General features: G+C 63.2%; 18 protein-coding genes and 1 pseudogene. 6 read left to right on the forward strand and 13 right to left on the reverse strand.

Annotation, left to right across the window (positions count from 1 at the left end):
• Positions 1-110: 110 nt before the first annotated feature.
• The 7 genes from DH10_RS25740 to DH10_RS25770 all read right to left on the reverse strand — a co-directional run bounded on the left by DH10_RS25740 (position 111) and on the right by DH10_RS25770 (position 8,317).
• On the reverse strand, positions 111-1,289 hold the full coding sequence (locus tag DH10_RS25740; RefSeq protein WP_192254927.1) for a serine hydrolase domain-containing protein: 1,179 nt from the start codon (positions 1,287-1,289) through the stop codon (positions 111-113).
• A gap of 30 nt (positions 1,290-1,319) precedes the next feature.
• Positions 1,320-2,516, reverse strand: coding sequence for a serine hydrolase domain-containing protein (locus DH10_RS25745; protein ID WP_192254929.1), 1,197 nt, complete (start codon positions 2,514-2,516; stop codon positions 1,320-1,322).
• 66 nt (positions 2,517-2,582) lie between these two features.
• Positions 2,583-3,611 carry an extracellular solute-binding protein gene (locus DH10_RS25750; RefSeq protein ID WP_192254931.1) on the reverse strand — a complete coding sequence of 343 codons (1,029 nt, stop codon included), beginning with the start codon at positions 3,609-3,611 and terminating at the stop codon, positions 2,583-2,585.
• Positions 3,612-3,658: 47 nt separating this feature from the next.
• Positions 3,659-4,471 (reverse strand): ABC transporter permease, encoded by an 813-nt coding sequence (locus DH10_RS25755; protein ID WP_192385503.1) that lies wholly within the window; start codon positions 4,469-4,471, stop codon positions 3,659-3,661.
• Positions 4,464-5,411, reverse strand: a complete 948-nt coding sequence (locus DH10_RS25760; protein WP_246506451.1) for an ABC transporter permease — start codon at positions 5,409-5,411, stop codon at positions 4,464-4,466. Before DH10_RS25760 ends, DH10_RS25755 begins: the two co-directional genes overlap by 8 nt.
• On the reverse strand, positions 5,411-6,514 hold the full coding sequence (locus DH10_RS25765) for an ABC transporter ATP-binding protein (protein ID WP_192254935.1): 1,104 nt from the start codon (positions 6,512-6,514) through the stop codon (positions 5,411-5,413). The genes DH10_RS25760 and DH10_RS25765 overlap by 1 nt, the downstream gene beginning before the upstream one ends.
• Before the next feature lie 144 nt (positions 6,515-6,658).
• Positions 6,659-8,317 (reverse strand): amidohydrolase, encoded by a 1,659-nt coding sequence (locus DH10_RS25770; protein WP_192385504.1) that lies wholly within the window; start codon positions 8,315-8,317, stop codon positions 6,659-6,661.
• A gap of 170 nt (positions 8,318-8,487) precedes the next feature.
• On the opposite strand from DH10_RS25770, the gene DH10_RS25775 reads away from it, so the two are divergent.
• The 3 genes from DH10_RS25775 (at position 8,488) to DH10_RS25785 (ending at position 11,430) form a co-directional block, all read left to right on the forward strand.
• Positions 8,488-9,519 (forward strand): histone deacetylase family protein, encoded by a 1,032-nt coding sequence (locus DH10_RS25775; protein WP_192254939.1) that lies wholly within the window; start codon positions 8,488-8,490, stop codon positions 9,517-9,519.
• Positions 9,520-9,952: 433 nt separating this feature from the next.
• Positions 9,953-10,663, forward strand: a complete 711-nt coding sequence (locus tag DH10_RS25780) for a helix-turn-helix transcriptional regulator (RefSeq protein ID WP_192254941.1) — start codon at positions 9,953-9,955, stop codon at positions 10,661-10,663.
• Positions 10,660-11,430: a helix-turn-helix transcriptional regulator gene (locus DH10_RS25785; RefSeq protein WP_192254943.1), complete on the forward strand. Its 771-nt coding sequence runs from the start codon at positions 10,660-10,662 to the stop codon at positions 11,428-11,430. The genes DH10_RS25780 and DH10_RS25785 overlap by 4 nt, the downstream gene beginning before the upstream one ends.
• A 37-nt stretch (positions 11,431-11,467) precedes the next feature.
• Here the strand turns inward: DH10_RS25785 and DH10_RS25790 are convergent, their stop codons facing one another.
• From DH10_RS25790 to motA, 6 genes are read right to left on the reverse strand one after another with little or no spacing between them, the layout of a single operon-like run.
• A complete protein-coding gene (locus DH10_RS25790; protein WP_192254945.1) occupies positions 11,468-11,905 on the reverse strand; it encodes a hypothetical protein in 438 nt (145 codons plus the stop codon).
• Positions 11,906-11,925: 20 nt separating this feature from the next.
• Positions 11,926-13,008: a flagellar biosynthesis protein FlhB gene (gene flhB, locus DH10_RS25795; RefSeq protein ID WP_192254947.1), complete on the reverse strand. Its 1,083-nt coding sequence runs from the start codon at positions 13,006-13,008 to the stop codon at positions 11,926-11,928.
• A gap of 24 nt (positions 13,009-13,032) precedes the next feature.
• Entirely contained in the window at positions 13,033-14,049 is a 1,017-nt protein-coding gene (locus DH10_RS25800; RefSeq protein ID WP_192254949.1) for a flagellar motor switch protein FliG, read from the reverse strand.
• 43 nt (positions 14,050-14,092) lie between these two features.
• Positions 14,093-14,479, reverse strand: a complete 387-nt coding sequence (gene fliN / locus DH10_RS25805; protein WP_192254951.1) for a flagellar motor switch protein FliN — start codon at positions 14,477-14,479, stop codon at positions 14,093-14,095.
• Between the two features lie 30 nt (positions 14,480-14,509).
• Positions 14,510-15,445 (reverse strand): FliM/FliN family flagellar motor switch protein, encoded by a 936-nt coding sequence (locus tag DH10_RS25810; RefSeq protein WP_192254953.1) that lies wholly within the window; start codon positions 15,443-15,445, stop codon positions 14,510-14,512.
• A gap of 34 nt (positions 15,446-15,479) precedes the next feature.
• Positions 15,480-16,355 (reverse strand): flagellar motor stator protein MotA, encoded by an 876-nt coding sequence (gene motA, locus DH10_RS25815; protein ID WP_192254955.1) that lies wholly within the window; start codon positions 16,353-16,355, stop codon positions 15,480-15,482.
• A 145-nt stretch (positions 16,356-16,500) separates the two neighbouring features.
• Here motA and DH10_RS25820 point away from each other — a divergent pair, with 145 nt between their 5' ends.
• The 3 genes and pseudogenes from DH10_RS25820 to fliI all read left to right on the forward strand — a co-directional run.
• Complete coding sequence (locus DH10_RS25820; protein WP_192254957.1) at positions 16,501-17,277, forward strand: DUF1217 domain-containing protein; 777 nt, start codon at positions 16,501-16,503, stop codon at positions 17,275-17,277.
• Positions 17,278-17,284: 7 nt separating this feature from the next.
• Positions 17,285-18,007, forward strand: coding sequence for a flagellar basal-body rod protein FlgF (gene flgF, locus DH10_RS25825; protein WP_192254959.1), 723 nt, complete (start codon positions 17,285-17,287; stop codon positions 18,005-18,007).
• 58 nt (positions 18,008-18,065) lie between these two features.
• Positions 18,066-18,318, forward strand: a pseudogene (fliI, locus tag DH10_RS25830) (flagellum-specific ATP synthase FliI); the annotation flags it as partial.

Below are 18,318 nucleotides of genomic sequence, written 5' to 3' on the forward strand. Positions count from 1 at the left end.
CGAAAAGAGCGGCGACCATAGGCCGGGACGCCCGCCGCGCCAACCGCGCTGTTTTCAACCGACCATGAAGGTCCACAGGAAACAGCTATGAGGACGACCGGCCGAACGGCTCAGACCATCGTACTCAGCGCCTCGAAAAACGCCACGAGCTCGACGTCGAGCCGATCGTCCACCGGTTCCGGCTGCGACGACATCTTGGCGATCACCACTTCGGCTTTCGGGTTGACGTAGAGCCACTGGCCATGGATGCCGATGCCGCAGAAAGCACCGCTTGCCGTGCCCATCTGGTACCATTTGTTGCGGTAGCGCCCTTTCGGGAAAAGGAACGCCATCGTGCCGCGCTGCCAGGCCTCGTAGCTGCCGCCGGCGGCAACAGTGTCGCGCACCCAGGCCTCCGGCACGATTTGGCGGCCATTGGCCGCGCCGCCTTGCCGCATCATCTCGCCGATGCGGGCAAGATCGCGCGGCGTCATCGACATGCCGCCGGCCGTGCGCGCCGTGCCTTCCATGTCGACCGTCACCGACATTTCGCTCGCAGCGCCTAGCGGCAGCCAGAGTTTTTCGCTCAAAAGATCGCTGACGCGCTTGCCGGATGCCCGCTCGATAAGAATGCCGAGCACATCCGAATTGGGGGACCGGTAGCGGTAGGTCTGCCCATGCGGTTCGGCGAGGCGCGGCAACGTGAAAAGAAAAGCAGCGAGGCTTTCGGATCCGCCGCCCGGATTCCACAGCGTCGCGCGGCGATAGCGGGCGAAGGCGCTTTCCGGATCGAGATAGGCTTCCTCGAAATCAAGGCTGACGTTCATGTCGAGCACGTTGCGCACACTTGCATCGCCATATGCCGAGCCCTTGGCCTCGGGGAGGTACTGTGTCACGGGCGCTTCCGCGTCGAACACCCCCTCGCCTTCCAGGATACCGGCGAGAACCGCCGTTACCGACTTGCTGATCGAAAAGATGATGTGACGCTGGCCGAACGGCATGTGCGGCGCCCACCAGTCGCCGACGAGCCTGCCGCCCTTCATGATCGCCAGACCGTCAGTGTCGGAGCGCTTGAGAAAGGCCTCGACGGTTTCGGAGCCGCCAGCCAAGCTCACCTTCTCGCCGAGCAAACTTCCAAGCGATCTGGCCTGCTCTTCGCCATTTGGCGCGGCGGCAACGTGCGCGCTCGGCACCAGTTCGCCGACATTCTGGAACGACCATTGGCTGAACGGCCTCAGCCGCCAGTTGTCGAGCCGCACATCTTTGCGGGCAAAGCCATATTTCGTCTCGAACGCAGTCTTGCCGGCCACGATTGTCTCCCGGTTTTCTGTGTCTGCCGGTCAGCGAAGCGCGGCAGCTATGGCGTGCACGGCCTTCAGTGTCGCCACCGAATAGGCGGAGTTCAGGAAATCCGGATAGGTCGAAAGCTTCACCACGACCATCCTGTGCTCCCAGCTGATATGGATCATCTGGCCGAACACGCCGCGGCACATCAGCGAGCGCGAGCGCGAATCCTCGATCCAGAACTGGTTGCGGTAGCTGCCGTCGGGAATGCTCGGGCTGAAATTCGGTCCGTGCTTGCCGGTACGCGTCGCTTCGATCCAGTCGGCCGGGATCACGCCGCCGCCGCCGTCGAGGATCAGCTGGCCGAAGCGGCCATAGTCGCGCAGCGTCGCGTTGAACCCGCCGTCGGCCAGCGCATAGCCGGCGCTGTCGATCGTGAAGCAGGCGCTCTCGTCGGCACCGAGCTTTTGCCAGAGCTCTTCCGAGATGAGCTCCGCCAGGCGCTTGCCGCTCACCCGCTCCATGATGAAGGCAAGCACGTCGGTTTCGATCGAGCGGTATTCGAAGGCCGCGCCATGCTCGCGCACCTTGTCCTTCAACCGCAGGATCAGCTCGAACAGATGCGACGGCCATTGGAAGTCGGGATCGCTGCCCGGCGGGATCGGCTTCCAGCCGGTGGCGACATCGACCTGGCCGATTTCGGAATAGCGATCGGTGTACTCTTCGGAGAAGCGCACGCCCGTCGTCATGTCGAGCACGTGCTGCACGGTGGCCCCGGCCCAGGCGGTCTCGCCGAGCTCCGGAAGATAATCCGTCACCAGCCTGGCCGGGTCGATCAGGCCGCGCCCGACCAGTATGCCGCACACCGAGCCGGTGACCGACTTCGCCATCGACTGCGACAGATGCAGCGTGCGCTCGTCCATGCCATTGAAATAGCGCTCATAGGCGACCTTGCCGTCCTTGAGCACCAGGAAGCCGTCGGCATAGGTCTCGTCAAGCAGGCCGGCGAGCGTCGTCGGCCGGCCCTCGCTATCCGCCACCGCCAGGCCATCGAGATCGACGTTGGCGCGCTCGAGGCGGCGGCGATGGCCATGGCCGCGCCAGACCTCGACGGTCGGCAAAAACTCGCGGACGTGCTGGAAAGCCCAGCGGTTCCACGGTGGCCGATCCCAGTCGAGCTTCGGCAGCGCCATGACCGGTGGCGAACCCTGCATGATCGGAGGCCGCGGATCGGAGTTGCGGTAAGACGTCATCAAATCCTCCCTGCACATAAGAAAGGGAGGCCGGAGCCTCCCCTCCTTTCATGCGTTCCTGCGGAATTACTTGCGCAGGTTGGTCCAGATCTTGTTGTAGATCTCCACCACTTCGGGCGGGCATGGTGGGACGAATTCCGCTGCCGGCGCCCCTGCCGGCGGGTTGATCTCCGGCGAGTTGGCGAACTCCGGCGGCAGGAACTTGTGGCTGCCGGCGATGCCGTTGTCGTAGCCGGCGAACTCGGAGATCAGCGCCGCGTTCTCAGGCGCCATGACGAAGTCCTGGAAGAGCTTGGCGTTCTCGAGATTCTTGGCGCCCTTCAGCACCGCGACATTGTCCATCCAGCCTTCGATGCCTTCCTTCGGATAGGCATATTTGATCGCCGGGATCTTCTGGCGCGAGCGATAGGCCGCACCATTCCACTGTTCGGTCACGATCACATCGCCGGAGGTGATCTTGGTGATGGTGTCGTAGCTGAAGGTCTTCCATGACGGCTTGGCGGCCATCAGTGTGTCGTTGACCTTCTTCAGACTGGCCTTGTCGGCGCCGCAGCGCGGCACGCCGGCATAGCGCTCGGCAGCGTGCATGACGGTGTTGACGTCGTCGAGCACGTTGATCTGGCCTTTCAACTCGTTCGGCGGATCGAACAGGATCGCCAGCGTATCGATGTCGCCCTTGAACTTGTCCGTGTTCACGGAGAAAGTCGTCGTGCCGAACTGCCACGGCGCGGTGTAGTGGCGACCCTTGTCCCAATAGATATCGACGAAGCGCGGATCGATGTTCTTGCCGTTCGGCATCGCGTTGGGCTCGGTCTTTTCGAGCAGGCCCTCCTCGAGCATGATCTTCACGGTGTAGTCCGACGGCACCACGATGTCGTAGCCGGAATTGCCAGCGCGCACCTTGGAGAGCATGGTTTCGTTGGAATCATAGTCGTCCAGCGTCACCTTGACGTTGTACTGCTTCTCGAACTTCTCGATCAGCTTGGGGTTGGTGTAGTCGCCCCAGTTGTAGATATGCAGTTCGCCGTCGGCGAGCGCCGGCACGGCCCATAAAAGCACGGCCGCGGAAACGGCCGCCATCAGTTTTCCAGACATTTTATGTTCTCCTTGCCTTCCCATTGTTTTGTGTTGGAGCTCTTGAATTATTTGGCGCGCCGGCGCGCGATCAGGAACGAGACCGACACGAACAGGATCGACACCAGAAGCAGGATGGTGGAGATGGCGTTGATCTCCGGCGTCATCGGCCGCCGGATCTGGTTCCAGATGTAGAGAGGCAGCGTCGTCTGGCCGGGGCCGGCGACGAGCTGGGTGATGGTGAAATCGTCGAAGGAGACGATGAAGGCGAGTGCCGCCCCCGACATGATGCCGGGAACCAGCAAGGGCAGCGTGATGCGCTTGAAGGCGTTCCACGGAGTCGCATAGAGGTCGGCCGCGGCATATTCCAGCGTCAGATCCATGTCCTCCAGCCGCGCCCGGATCGGCATATAGGCGAAGGGAATGCAGAACACGGTGTGGGCGAGGATCAGGTTGCCGATGCCGAAATTCAGTCCGAACGTGCCGGCGATCAGCGCGAAGAAGGAAAGCGTCGCCACCGCTGTGATGATCTCCGGCACCATCAGCGGCAGGTTGATGACCATGAAAGCCGCGGCCAACCCGCGCCACGGTTTCACCCTGGTCATGCCGATCGCGGCAAGCGTGGCGCAGATGGTCGAGATGATCGTGGCGCTGACCGAGATGATCAGCGTGTTGCGTGCCGCGTTGTGGAATTCCTCGTTGAGCAGCGCGCTGCCGTACCAGCCGAGCGTGACGCCTTCCCAATGCGTGACCAGCGAGCCGCTGTTCAGCGAGAAGATCATCAGGATCAGCACCGGCACGTAGAGCACCAGAAGGCAGATGATGGCAATGGAGCGGAAGCCCGGCTGGTCCTTGATATCGATGGCGCGGGGCTCAGCCATGCTGCACCTTCCCCGACGTGTTGCGGACGTAGAAGAAGAGCGCCACCAGCACCGCGGCCATCAGGATCAGCGCCTGAGCACAGCCGAGCGGCCAGTTGCGACCGGACCCGAACTGCTGCGCGATGAGGTCGCCGATCATCAGGTGGACGCCACCGCCCAGAATCAGCGGCGTCACATAGGCGCCGAGCGCCGGGATGAAGACGAGCAGGCAGCCGGCGATGATGCCTGGCTTGGACAGCGGAATGATCACCCGCCACAGCACCTGTCGGCGCGTCGCGTAGAGGTCGTAGGCCGCTTCAATCAGCCGGAAGTCGAGCTTCTCCAGGCTGGAATAGAGCGGCAGCACCATGAACGGCAGGAAGGCGTAGAGCAGGCCGAGCTGGATGGCGAAATTGGTGTAGAGCATGGTGATCGGCTTATCGATCACCCCGAGCGCCAGCAGCGCGTTGTTGATCAGGCCCTCGTCGCGGATGATGAACATGATCGCCAGCGTGCGCACGAGAAGGTTCGACCAGAACGGAATGGTGATCAAAAGCACCCACCAGTTGCGCTGCGCCGGCGGCCGGGTGGCCATGAAATAAGCGGTCGGGAAGCCGAGCAGCAGGCAGATGACCGTCGTCACCACCGCGAACAGGAACGAGCGCAGATAGATGATCAGGAAGTCCGGCGTGAACTGCAGCGTGTCGTCGAAAATGTCGCGCTGGAACAGGAAGTTCAGATAGGCGTCCGTCGAGAACTGCCACTGCACGCCGCCATAGGGCGCAGCAACGAGGAACGAATAGACGCAGATGATGAGAAGCGGCAGCACGCCGAAAATGCCGATGATGATCAGCGCCGGCAGCGACAGCAGCCGGTTGCGCCGCGCGCCGGCTTTCACCGCCTGGGCTTCGAAGAACGCGGCCTTGGAAAGCGTGGCTGGGGAGAGCGTGGCTGTCGTCATCAGTCTTTCAGGACGCGCGCGGCGTCCTCCTCGAACTGGATGCCGACCTTAGCGCCCGTCTCGTAAATGACCGGGTTCGAACGGCTGTTCTGGTGGCGCACGATGAAGTTTTCGTCACCGCCGTCGAGCTTCACGTGATAATGCGTGTCGGTGCCGAAATAGACGATGTTGGAGAGTGTGCCGGTGATCGTGCCTTTGGCCGGGTCGGGCACCAGATCGGCGTGCTCGGGACGCACCACCAGCGTGACGTCGCCAGATGGATGGAAGCCCTCCGGATAACCAGCGGTGATCGTCGCGTTGCTCGCGAATTTGACCGTCGCCACGCCGGGCTTCTTCGACACCACCGTGCCGGCCAGGAAATTCGTCTCGCCGATGAAGTCGGCGACGAAACGCTCGGCCGGACGGTCGTAGATGTCGCGCGGCGAGCCGACCTGCAGGATCTTGCCAGCCGACATGACCGCGATGCGGTCGGACATGGTCAGCGCTTCTTCCTGGTCGTGGGTGACGAAGATAAAGGTGATGCCGGTCTCGTGCTGCAGCCGCTTCAGCTCGATCTGCATTTCCTTGCGTAGCTTGTAGTCGAGCGCCGAGAGCGGCTCGTCGAGCAAAAGCACCTTTGGCTGCGGCGCGAGAGCCCGGGCCAGCGCCACGCGCTGCTGCTGGCCGCCGGAAATCTGGCTGGTGCGGCGCGCCTTGAGCGCCTCCATCTTGACCAGCTTGAGCATCTGGGCGACGCGCGCCTCGATTTCGCCTTTGGGCTTGCCGAGCATCTCCAGCCCGAAACCGATATTCTGCGCCACCGTCATGTGCGGGAAGAGTGCGTAGCTCTGGAAGACGGTGTTGACCGGGCGTTTGAAGGGCGGCAGCGGCGCGATGTCCTGGCCGTGCAGCAGGATCTCGCCGGCGCTTGGGAAATCGAACCCGGCAATCAATCTCAGCAGCGTCGTCTTTCCGCATCCGGACGGGCCGAGCAAGGTAAAAAACTCGTTTTCCCGGATCGACACCGACACCGTGTCGAGAGCGGCTACCTGGTTTTCACCGGTTCCAAATACTTTGCGTACACCGCGAACTTCGATCGCGTTCTTACCCGGTTGTTCCGGCACGATTACCCCATTGAGAGAGCCTGCTCTTGGCGGCAGGTGTGTTCCTGTTCGATTGTCACCATAAGCCGGTCGGCTTGGCAACTGCGGAGCTGTAACTCGACTTTTAAAAGCAATACCCATGCCACACCTCGGGCCCGGCCATCCTTAGGCTTGGTAAGTGACCTTTCCGCCGCAAATCGTGGTCACCGGCCGCACGGTGTGCAGCGCTTCCGGCGCCGTCGCCTCAATGTCGGCCGACAAAACGACGATATCGGCGAGGTATCCGGGCTTCAGGCGACCCTTGCGATGTTCCATGAATTCGGCGTAGGCCCCCTCGACCGTATAGCCAGCAATCGATTCATGGAGCGAGAAGCTCTGGTCCGGCAGGCCTTCTGCCCAAGGTTTGCGCATCACCGCCGCCTGGATGCCCAGGATCGGGTCAACTGGCGAAACCGGCCAATCGGAGGCGAAGACGACGCGCGCGCCGGCGTTCTTCAAAGTGCGCCAGGCATAGCTCAGCGGCCACTTGTCGCGGCCGATGCGCGAGATCGTCGGCTCCAGCGGGAAATTCATGGCGCCCGGCGGATGCGGCGGCTGCATCGACGCGAGCACCCCTAGCTCGGCAAACCTCGGCACGTCGGACGGCGTGGTCACCTCGATATGCTCGATGCGATGCCGGCTGTCGCGCCTACCATTCTTCTTCAGCGCCGCCTGGTAACCGTCGAGCACGGCGCGCACCGCGCCGTCGCCGATCGAATGCACGGCGATCTGCAGACCGCGCCTGTCGGCCTCGACCGCCACTTCGGCGAAATGCTCGGGCGAAAACAGCGGCTCGCCGCGCCATCCTGGACGGTCGGCATAGTCATCGACCATCACCGCGGTCCAGGAATCCAGCACGCCGTCATAGAAGACCTTGACCATGCCGGACGACAGCCACTCGGAATTATAACTCGCGGCCATGCGCGAGGCTTTTTCGAGCGTGTCCAGCGTCATGAAATTCTTGAAGTGGAACGGGATCTTGGTGCGGCACAGCAAGCGCCCCTCATTCTCCAGGCCGGCGAGCAGCTCGAGCTGGTAGAGGTTGCCATCCATGTTCTGGATCGAGGTGATGCCGTGCTTGGCGCACCACTCGAGCCCGCGATGCATGAGGTCGCGGTCGGCGGCCAATTCTTCGGCTGACGGATAGGGATCCGGCTCCTCGCCCGTCAGGCCGAGCCGGGTTCGGTTTGCGCCGAAACGCTCGAGGATCGGGCCGAATGCTTCGCCCTCGCGCAGCTCGCCGGCGGCAAGCCCGTCCGCGCCCATGACGACTTCGTTGCCCGGTCCCACCTGCTTGCCATTGAGCAGACCGGCCTCTTCGAGCGCCTTGGTGTTCGCCCACATCGTGTGGTGGTCGGAGGCCGACATGGCGAAGGGCCGGTCGGGGATGATGCGATCGAGATGATGACGCGTCACCGGCTCGGGCAGGATCGCATAGTCGACGCCGGCGCCGATCAGCAGCCTCGCGTTCGGACATTTCGCCGCGAACCCCTGGATCGCGTCGCGCAGCGCGTCGAAACCGTGCACGCCGGCTAGGTGCAGATTGTCGAGCTCGGCCGCCCCGCCGAACAGATGCATATGCGCTTCGATGAAGCCGGGCAGGACGGAGCCGCCCTGGGCATCGACGACGCGGGTGGCGGGGCCTTTGTAATCGCAAACGCTATCGCGATCTGCGATCGCAATTATCTGATCGCCCTTGATGGCGATGGCCTGAGCGGTGGGAGTATCGGGATCCATCGTCAAAATGCTGGCGTTCTCGACGATCAGATCGGCCGTTTGCGGCATCATTTTCTCCCATTTGCGCTTAGGCTAGCAGAGTATTGGCGTCTGGCAAGCCGTCCCGTGCTGGCCCGAGCGAACAATTTGCCGTGCCTCTTGGCGACGCTGAAACTCTCTGTCACAAAGCTGTTTGAGGTCCATCGAACCGAAACCCGAAGAGCGAGCCAACTCCCAAAATGAAGACAGTTTTTTCTCCTCTCCACGCCGGTCATACCGGGCAGATGGAACTGGTCACGTCGGCAATCGTGCCCGGTTTCGAGAAGCCGTCGCGGGCCGAATTCATCAAGGCGCGAGTGGAGAGCGAGAAGCTTGGACCGATCATCGGGCCGGTCGAACACGACCTTGCCACCGCCAAGCGCGTGCATGAAGCGCACTACATCGATTTCCTGCCGACCGTGTGGCCGGAATGGGTCGCCGCCGGCTTCAAGGGCTCGGCCATGGGCTTCACCTGGCCGACGCGCGGGTTGCGAGGCGACGTGCCGCCGAAGCGCATCGACGCCCTGCTCGGCTATTATTCCTTCGATGCCGGCGCCACCTTTGTCGAAGGCACATGGAAAGCGATCAAGTCGTCCTACGACGTCGCGCTGACCGCGGCCGCGCTGGTCAAGGGCGGCGAGCGGACCGCCTTCGCGCTCTGCCGGCCGCCCGGCCATCACGCGGGCGCCGCCTTCATGGGCGGCTATTGCTTCATCAACAACGCCGCCGTCGTCGCGCAATGGTTCCGCGATCAGGGCGCAAGCCGTGTCTCCATCCTCGATGTCGACTACCACCACGGCAACGGCACCCAGGAGATCTTCTATCGCCGCGGCGACGTCCAGGTGCTCAACCTTCATGGCGATCCGATGGTCGAATACCCCTTCTTCCTCGGTCATGCCGACGAGGTTGGCGAAGGCGAGGGCGAAGGCTTCAACATCAACTATCCGATGCCATTCGGCACCAGGTGGGACGGCTGGAACGCCTCGCTGGAGGACGCCTGCGCCAGGCTTGCCGCCTACGCCCCTGACGTCGTCGTGCTCTCGCTCGGCGTCGACACGTTCGAGAAGGATCCGATCAGCCAGTTCAAGCTGAAGAGCGAAGATTATCCCAAGATCGGCCGCCGCATCGCCAAGCTCGGCCTGCCGACGCTGTTCATCATGGAAGGCGGCTACGCCGTGGAAGAGATCGGCATCAACGCCGTCGGCGTGCTGACCGGATTCGAGGATCGCTGAACCATATCCGGTCGAAAGGAGATGCGCCCCCGGCTGCAACCGGGGGCGAATTTTTTGCGGCCTCGCCGGGAAATCATCGGCTCAATTCAACTCTGAAATCACCGCCAAGTAACGCGAAGACCGGCCGCTGAGTCGCAACGCGAGTCCATCGGATTCGAATTTGTCAAATCGCGTTTGATGTCGGATTCATCTGCGAGTAGATTAGACCCGAATCAGCCGGTCCATGGGGGGCGCGGCGACCACCCAAAGTCTCAAGTTCCGGCATCCGGCCGGCACCAGACGCGGACGGCTTCGCGTTCCCTGAAAGGATTCGGCTCGGTTGGGCGCTGTGCGCGCCCTCGAGTGTGTCTTCGTGAACGTGACGCGTTTCGGGTCCGGCCGTTGGCTTTTGCCAGCATCGGGCACAGGGATCGATTCCGGCCAGAATATCAAGATGAGCAGTCCCGCCGCGCTTCTTCAATCCGATGCTTCAGGCTCGCGCCTGGCGTCCCGCGGCGATCTCACCAGCTTCTTCATGCAGCTTGCCGCCGATATCGGCGCCGACAGCTACATGCTGGTCGCCATCGTGCACGACCAGGATCGCAACGACGCGCGCATCGTGTCGTCGAACTGGATTTTCGACGCCATCGAGCTGATCGGCAAAAGGCTGATCGCCAATCTTGCTCTGGGACCGTTGACGACGGCACCCGGTGTGCGTCCCAAGCCGTTGGTCGCGGCCCACGCGCCCGATGCCGGCGCGCTGCTGAACGGCGAGGAAGCGCGGCTGCTCGATGTGCTCGGCCATGCCGAAATCTATTCGCTCAGGCTCAACGTCGGCCGCCAGCGCCTTTTCGTGCTGTTTTCCGCCGCCGAGCCCGGCAAAATCGATCTCACCGCCCTGATGAAGGCGCAGCTCAAATGCTGCTACGCGCTGTCCAGCATCCCGCAACTGATCGCCGCGGCTTCCATGCAGGACCCGCTGTCGGACCGCGAGCGCGAATGCCTGTTCTGGGTGTCGGAAGGCAAGACCACAGACGAGGTGGCCCTTATCCTTGGCGTCTCGTCGAACACCGTCAACAGCTACATCACGCATGCCATCCAGAAATTCGCGGCCAGCAACCGCGCGATGGCGATTGCGACCGCGATCAGGAGCGGCATCATTTGAAGCACGCACAGATCAGAGAAGCCGCGGCCGCCCTTTTCAACGACCAGCGCAATCCGTTCGGCGCCTTCTCGCTCGGATCGGAGACGCATAACGCGGTGACCATTCCGGACGCCGTGCGCCGATGCCGCTGGATCGCCGTCGACATCAACGCTTCCGGCTTCGGGCTGTTCTTCGTCAGCCCTTCGCTGGAGCGCGCGCGCCTGGTCGCCTGCTTCGATTCCGACTATCCGTCGACCGCCGTCGCGACCAAGTTCATCTCGGGCGCCAGCGGCGAGGAGATGGTGCGCCACAGCCGCATCTCGACGACGCCGCGCTGGTGGGCCGATAACGATATGGCCGGCTCGCGGCGGACGCTGGAGACCCTGACATGGTCCGAGCCGACCGCGCCGCTCGCGCCCGGCACCAACGGCATCGCCTTTCCGGTACATGCCGATCGCGGTCAGTGCGGGCTGGTGGTCTTCCTGGGACCGGATATCACGCTGTCGGATGACACGCTCTGTGAAATCCACGCGCGCTGCTTTGCGCTGTTCGCGGCGGTCGCCCGCATCCGTCCAGGCGAAACCGGCAGGACGCGCGCCATCTCCAAGCGCGAGCTCGAATGCCTGAAGCTGACCGCCAACGGCAACACCAGCGAAGAGATCGCAAAACTCCTGAAACTGTCGGTGCACACCGCCAACCAGTATCTCACCCAGTCGACGCAGAAGCTCAACGCCGTCAACCGCAATCAGGCGGTAGCCAAGGCGCTGCGGCTTGGCCTGATCGAATAGCCGCTCAGGTCAAGCGTCAAAACGCCCCAAATTATCGTCAAGGATAAGCGAGCGGCTCGTTCCTGCGGATGCGCGCCTCATCGATCGCGTCCTCGAGCAGGGCGGTGTTGTGCTCCGGCGTCTCGCCAGGCTTCTCGAACGACACGTAGTTGACGACCACGGACGACCCGTGCCCGGTCAGCGTCAGCTGGAAATAGACGGTGACGCCGCGCGGCCGAAGCTCGAGATCTAGCACGATGCGCGGGCTGCCGCTCCAGTCGACATGCGCTTCGCCGCCGTGGCCGAGCCTGAGCGTGCCGGGCTGGAAGTAGAGTTCCGCGGCCGAGTCCACCAGGTCCGACAGGCAGGCGAAATGCTCAAGCCGGATGAAGGCGATGTAGTCGGCGACCTCGATGAGCCGCAGCTCGCCTACCACCTCCTGGATGGCGCTGGCGACGACCTGCTCGCGTGAATTGGCGTGTGGTTGCCGGTTCATGGATTACAAGCAGCGTCCGTTCATTGGGTTACTTTTCGCTCGGCCTTCTTCGAGTAGACGATCCGCACCAGCTCGGCGACGGCCTGGTAGAATTGCGACGGGATCACGCTATCAACCGAAACTTGCTTGTACATGGAGCGGGCAAGCGCCACGTCCTCGAAGATCGGGATGTTGTGCTCCCTGGCGATCTCGCGGATCTTCAGCGCCACCAGATCCTGGCCCTTGGCGAGCACCAGCGGAGCTGAGTCCTCGTCGCGGACATATTTCAGCGCGATGGAGTAGTGCGTCGGATTGGCGATGATGAGCGTCGCGCGCGGCACCGCCGTCATCATGCGCCGCCGCGCCCGGTCGCGCGCCAGCGAGCGCAGGCGCGACTTCACGATCGGATCGCCTTCGGACTGCTTCATCTCGTCCTTCACTTCCTGCTTGGTCATGCGCAGGTCGCGCCGCCAGTGAAAGCGCGACCAGACGATGTCGGCGACAGCGATCAGCCCCATGACGAAGACTATCGCCGTCAATATGTCGACGAAGATGCTGCGGATGACCATGCCGAACGACACCGGATTGGTGATCATGCCGGCGAGCAGCCGGCGGTGATCTTCCGACAGCGTGAAGGCGAGCACGGCGATGGCGAAGGCAAGCTTGGCCAGCGACTTGGCGAATTCGACAAAGCCCTGCACTCCGAACAGGCGGCTCCAGCCCTTGGCGATCGAAATGCGCGACAGTTGCGGCCTGATCCGCTCGCCGACGAATTGCGGTATGTTCTGGAACACCGAGGCGCCGACGCCGGCGACCACCAGCAGCACCAGCAGGCTGACGACGGCGCGGCCGATTTCGAACAGGACGGTCTTGTAGAGCTCGATGACGTCGGTCTCGGTCTCCATCGGCCAGGCTTCCGGCTTTTCCAGGAACATCGCGAGGAACATGCCGAGATTGACGATGGCGTCCTTGGCGTAGAAGACGGTGAACACCAGTATGGCAAGGAAGGAAGCAAAGATCGCCGTCTCGCGCGAATGGGGCAGCTTGCCCTGTTCGATCGTGTCGCGGATCTTCTTTTCTGTGGCTTCCTCGGTTTTGGAATCCTTGTCGACCGCCTCAGCCATGGTGCCCTGACCGGATCGTTATCGTCAGGCGGCTTCGGCGGCGGTCTGCGTCGAGGGAAGCTCGAACGCTCCCTGCCGCGAAAGACGGATGGTCGCCACGGCGATCGTCTTGCGCGCCGCCATGATGTCGGCCAGCGCGATGCCTTCCGACCCCTGTCCGAGCTCGGATTCGATCATGCGGCGCGAGCGTGCGCCGATCGCCGACAGCACGGATTCGGTAAGCTCCGCCTGCGCGCCGCGCAACGCCAGCGTGACGAGCTCGGTCGACAGCCCGTCGAACAGAAGCACGCGCGCCTTCTGGGTAAGCAGCGGCAGATCGTCGAAGGCGAACAGCCGCGACTTGACGCCGGCAAGGTCCGGTGTGCCGGCTTCTTCCAGATCCTGCATGAGCTCGTCGAGCTCGGGCTTGGCCATTTCGTTGAGCACGCTGGCGACGCGCTCCTGGCCGGCCGACGTGTCCCTGGTCGCTTTTTGTGAAAGCACACTGACGCGTAGCTGGTTCTCGACGATCCTTGTTGCCGCGTCCGGAATATTGGCCATCGTCACCATGCGCCTGATGATCTGGCTGCGTATCGGCTTTTCCATCGTCAGCAGCACGTTGGCGGCAGTCTGCGGCGCAAGCTTCGACAGCACCATGGCGGACGTCTGCGGGTGCTCGCCGGCGAGGAAGGTGCCGAGACGCGCAGGCTCGAGCTTTTCGAGATCCGGCCAGATCGGCGGCGGCCCTTCCGGCGCCGGCTCGAATTTCTTGTCGCCCATGATGGCGCTCATTTCCTCGGGCGAGAGCGACTCGTTGAGGATCGTGTCCATCCTGTCAGCGGAGTCGAGCAGGCCGACGCCTTCCGTGAACTCGGCCTCGAACTCGGCGACGATGCGCTCCAGATCGCTTTGCGGAATGGTGCGCAGCAGGCGGGCACCCTCGATCAGCGCCTTCAGCTCCTCCTGCTTGAAGAACTTGAGCAGCCGGCTGGCCGAAGGCTTGCCCATCGCCACCAGTATGGCGGCGGCCTTTTGCGGGCGCGTCAGCGTCAACGACGTCATTGGGCCTGGCTCCGCTTCAGGTGAATGCTCTCGCCGCCCATCCTCAGGCGCTCTTCGTCGCGGCGATGATCTCGGTAAGCCTGATGCCGAAGCGCGACGGATCGTGTTCCAGCACGGTGATCTCGCCGCGCGCGATTCTACGGCCGTTGACCACCACGTCGACCGGTTCGCCGATGCGGCGGTTGAGCGCCACGGTCGAGCCTTTCTGCAGCGCCATCAGCTCCGACACCGCCATTTCGGTGCTTCCGAGAATGATCTGCACATCGACCGGGATCGTCATGATGATCGAGGAATTGGCGCCGGCCTGGAGAGCAGCGTCGGGGCGATTTTCCTCTTCCCGGAGCACGCCGCGCAATTCCTCGATGGCGCGGTCGAGCTGCTCGTCCGGCTGGTCGGCTTCGGGTTCAGCTTCCACCTTGGTCTTTGCCATGCCTCGTCTCCAATAATCCCAAGCCAGGCCTCAGCCCGGCATGAGCCCGTCAATGAAGTCCTGCCCGCCATCGTGGGGATGCCGGATGCGGACCGTGTAATTCTGTCCGAGCTTGCCGAACTCGCAGACAAACAGCGTCTTGTCGCGCGCGCTGAGCCTGGCCTGCAGCTGCGCGTCCTCCTCGAACTCGATCACCTGGCCGGGCTGGAAGGCGGCGAGATCGCCGAGCGTCAGCCGAGCGAGCGGCATGGTGGCTTCGAGCCGCACCGCCGAGCGCATCACCTCCTCGGAGAAGCGGGCCCGCCAGTCGAATTCCGTTGTCCCGTCGTCGCCCGTATTAGCGGTGGCGCCGCGTGTCGCAAGCAGGATGCGCTGCGGGATCATCACCGTGACGGTGCCGGTGTCGGTCGGCGTCGAGACGCCATAGACGATCCGGATCGCCGCGCCGTCGCGCAGCACGCGTCGCCTTGCCTCGTTGCCCGACATCGCTTTTGGAACCGGCAGGCGCAAGTCGAGCGAGCGGCGGCCCGATCCGTTCAGCGCCACCGCGACTTCCTGGAATACCATGGTCGCGACATCAATTTCGATCTGCGACAGCTCGCGCTCGATCGCCGAGACCGGCTGGTCCGGATCGCCGCCGAACAGCGCGCAGACCATGACGGCGATCGCTGGCCCGTCGATCACCAGCGTCATGGCGTCGGCCGAGGTCGGCGATGAGACGATGGTCATGGCGAAATTATCGCCGGCGCGTGTGCGCGCATCGGGAACGCGGCTGACCTCCACTGCTTGCAGGTCGACCCTGATCGGCGCTCCAAGCTCGCCGGCAAGCGCCTTCTGCAAAAGCGGCAGCGAGCGCTCGGCCATGCCGCGGCCGACACCGATCACCTGGGCGGCCTCGCCGCTGTCGCCGACGAGACGCTCGATGATGAGAGCCCGGGTTTGCGACGGACTGCCCGGACTGGTCATGACGGCAAGCGGCCCTGTCTGAAGTTCTGCATGCTCAGGCCGCCTTCCTCTCGGCGGTGCCCGCGTTCATCGTGCTCTGCTCGACGGCATCGATCGTCGGGCGCTCATAAGACGAGATGGTCTTGCGGCCGAACTCGATCGCAACCTGCGGCAAGGCGCCGTTCATGTAGGCGAGCAGCGTCTGCTTGACGATGATGTAGAGGCGGTTCTTCTTCTCGCGCACCGTCTTGATCTTGGTGGCCACCGGACCGACCACGGCATAGGACAGGAAGATGCCGAGAAAGGTTCCGACGAGCGCCGCCCCGATCAGCCCGCCGAGGATTTCCGGCGATTGGTCGAGCGCGCCCATCGCCTTCACCACGCCGAGCACGGCCGCAACGATGCCGAGCGCCGGCAAGCCGTCGCCGACGGCAACCATCGCGTGATAGGCCTTCAGCTTGTCGGTGCGGATCGTCTGGATCTCTTCGTCCATCAGCGCCTCGATCTCGTGCGAGCGCGCGTTGCCGATGATGATGATGCGGCAATAGTCGCAGATGAAATGCGTCAGATCGTGGTTCTTGAGCACTGTCGGGAAGGCCTGGAAGATCGCCGACTCTTCCGGATTGTCGATATGCGCCTCGACCTCGCTGCGCGACTTGGAGCGCAATTCGCGCATCAGGCTGTGCAGGACGCCCAGCGTCTCGAGATAGTCGCGCTCCTTCGGCACGGCCTGCTTGAACGCCTCGAGAATGCCCTTGCCGGTGTCCTTGACCGTCTTCATCGGGTTGGCGACGAGGAAAGTGCCGAGCGCTGCGCCGCAGATGACCACCGCTTCCCAAGGCTGCATCAGCACATGCAGATGGCCGCCCATGGCCATGAAGCCACCGAGTACGCACCCAAGCGTCACCACAAGTCCGATCAGAATACCCACGACAGGTCCTTCCGCATGTCACGTCGCGGATCAGGGATAGTCCTCGTGCCTTGTGTGAGGCTTGAATCGCGATGCGCAAAACCGATTCAGCTTCGCACAAGGAAGCTTCGCTATCGTCCTCGGATTGCTTCGGCCGGAGGCGCATATGTTGAACACCTATACGAGCTACCAGCTCATCGCCAAGGACATCCCCAAGGCAATCGACCAGGTCGAGTCGCAGCCCGTCGTGAAGCGCGAGACCGACTACTATTTGGCCAATATCGGCAACGTCAAAACCATCGACAATTTCGTCAACAACACGCGGCTCTTCAACTACGCCATGAAGGCGTACGGGCTGGAGGACATGGCCTATGCCAAGGCCTTCATGGTCAAGGCGCTCAAGGAAGGCGTGTCCGACTCCGACAGCTTCGCCAACAAGCTGAGCGACAAGCGCTACGCCGACTTCGTCAAGGCCTTCAACTTTGCCGCCTATGGCTCGACCGCCACCCTCTTTCCCTCCGCCCAGCAAGGCGCGGTCGACAAATACATGCGCCAGACGCTGGAGGAGAATGCCGGCGAGACCAACCAGGGCGTGCGGCTGGCGCTCTATTTCCAGCGCAAGGCGCCTACCATCACCAACTGGTACGACGTGCTTGCCGACACGGCGCTTTCGAGCGTGGTCCGCACCGCGCTCGGCCTGCCCGACTCCATCGCCTCCGCCGACATCGACAAGCAGGCGCAGATGTTCGAGCAAAAGCTCGATATCGCCGACTTCAAGGACCCCGACAAGCTGAACAAGTTCCTGACCCGCTTCACCAGCCTGTGGGAGATCAACAACCCGACCTCCAGTGCCGTGACCTCGGTCAGCGTGCTGTTCGCGCAGCCGACCACTGTCGGCATCTCGACCGATCTGATGATGGCCATGCAGAAGCTGAAGTTCTGAGAACACCATGCAGGACAGTCTCTACGTCGCCCTCTCCTCGCAGATTGCGCTCGAGCGCCGCCTCGATACCATCGCCGACAATGTTGCCAACGCCTCGACCATCGGCTTTCGCGCCACCGGCGTGAAATTCGAGGACGTGGTCTCCGGCACCGGGCCGAAGTCGGTGTCCTTCGCATCCTCCGGCAAGACCTATCTTTCCACCGCGCACGGCTCGCTGACCGAAACCGGCAATCCTTTCGACTTCGCCATCCAGGGCGACGCCTGGTTCGCCATCGAGACGCCGGCCGGCACGGTGATGACCCGCGACGGCCGTTTCTCCATGAACGAGAACGGCGAGCTGATGTCGATCGAAGGCTATCCGGTGCTGGACGGCGGCGGCGCGCCGATCCAGCTCGATCCGCGCAACGGCCCGCCAAAGGCCGGCGCTGATGGCTCGCTGAGGCAGAACGATCAACTCGTCGGCGCCATCGGTCTCTACGATTTCGATCCCGGCGACAATTTTGTCCGTTACGGCAATTCGGGCATCGTGCCTGCGCGAACGCCAGAGCCGGTCACCGACCGCTCAGACGTCGGCGTCGCGCAAGGATTTCTGGAAGAGTCCAACGTCAATCCGGTGCTCGAGATGACCCGGCTGATTCAGGTGCAGCGCGCTTTCGAGAACACGGCGGCGCTGATCCGGCAGAGCGCTTCGTCCACCGACGACGCGATCAAGACGCTCGGCTCGAAGTAGCGGCATGGCGACCGGCTCGTCCCTGCTCCGCGCGCCCGAGAGGCTCGCCGATTCCCCAATGGATCGACTCGCCGCGCTCGAACGTATCTGGCGGTGGTTCGACAATCCGGAAACATTGCTGAGCCGCGGCGGTCGCGTCGTCGAGATTTCGCCCACGCACTACAAGGTGCACGGCCTCTCCGGCATCGCAAGGCTCGGCGACATCGTCGAGCAGCGCGGCAAGGCCGGCACGCGCCGCGGCGAGATCGTCAGAATAGGCCGCGACGAGGTCGTGGTCGCGCCGTTCGAGCGCAGCGCCGATGCCGGCATCG

Source organism: Mesorhizobium silamurunense, assembly GCF_014843825.1.
In the GTDB taxonomy this organism is placed as follows: Bacteria; Pseudomonadota; Alphaproteobacteria; order Rhizobiales; family Rhizobiaceae; genus Mesorhizobium; species Mesorhizobium silamurunense.

Coding starts and splice junctions, on each gene's coding strand:
- DH10_RS25810 (WP_192254953.1), bottom strand. CDS start 15,445: ATGACCAGTCCGGGCAGTCCGTCGCAAACCCGGGCTCTCATCATCGAG.
- DH10_RS25755 (WP_192385503.1), bottom strand. CDS start 4,471: ATGGCTGAGCCCCGCGCCATCGATATCAAGGACCAGCCGGGCTTCCGC.
- DH10_RS25790 (WP_192254945.1), bottom strand. CDS start 11,905: ATGAACCGGCAACCACACGCCAATTCACGCGAGCAGGTCGTCGCCAGC.
- DH10_RS25770 (WP_192385504.1), bottom strand. CDS start 8,317: ATGCCGCAAACGGCCGATCTGATCGTCGAGAACGCCAGCATTTTGACG.
- flgF (WP_192254959.1), top strand. CDS start 17,285: ATGCAGGACAGTCTCTACGTCGCCCTCTCCTCGCAGATTGCGCTCGAG.
- DH10_RS25800 (WP_192254949.1), bottom strand. CDS start 14,049: ATGACGTCGTTGACGCTGACGCGCCCGCAAAAGGCCGCCGCCATACTG.
- DH10_RS25780 (WP_192254941.1), top strand. CDS start 9,953: ATGAGCAGTCCCGCCGCGCTTCTTCAATCCGATGCTTCAGGCTCGCGC.
- DH10_RS25750 (WP_192254931.1), bottom strand. CDS start 3,611: ATGTCTGGAAAACTGATGGCGGCCGTTTCCGCGGCCGTGCTTTTATGG.
- DH10_RS25820 (WP_192254957.1), top strand. CDS start 16,501: ATGTTGAACACCTATACGAGCTACCAGCTCATCGCCAAGGACATCCCC.
- fliN (WP_192254951.1), bottom strand. CDS start 14,479: ATGGCAAAGACCAAGGTGGAAGCTGAACCCGAAGCCGACCAGCCGGAC.
- DH10_RS25745 (WP_192254929.1), bottom strand. CDS start 2,516: ATGACGTCTTACCGCAACTCCGATCCGCGGCCTCCGATCATGCAGGGT.
- DH10_RS25775 (WP_192254939.1), top strand. CDS start 8,488: ATGAAGACAGTTTTTTCTCCTCTCCACGCCGGTCATACCGGGCAGATG.
- DH10_RS25760 (WP_246506451.1), bottom strand. CDS start 5,411: ATGACGACAGCCACGCTCTCCCCAGCCACGCTTTCCAAGGCCGCGTTC.
- flhB (WP_192254947.1), bottom strand. CDS start 13,008: ATGGCTGAGGCGGTCGACAAGGATTCCAAAACCGAGGAAGCCACAGAA.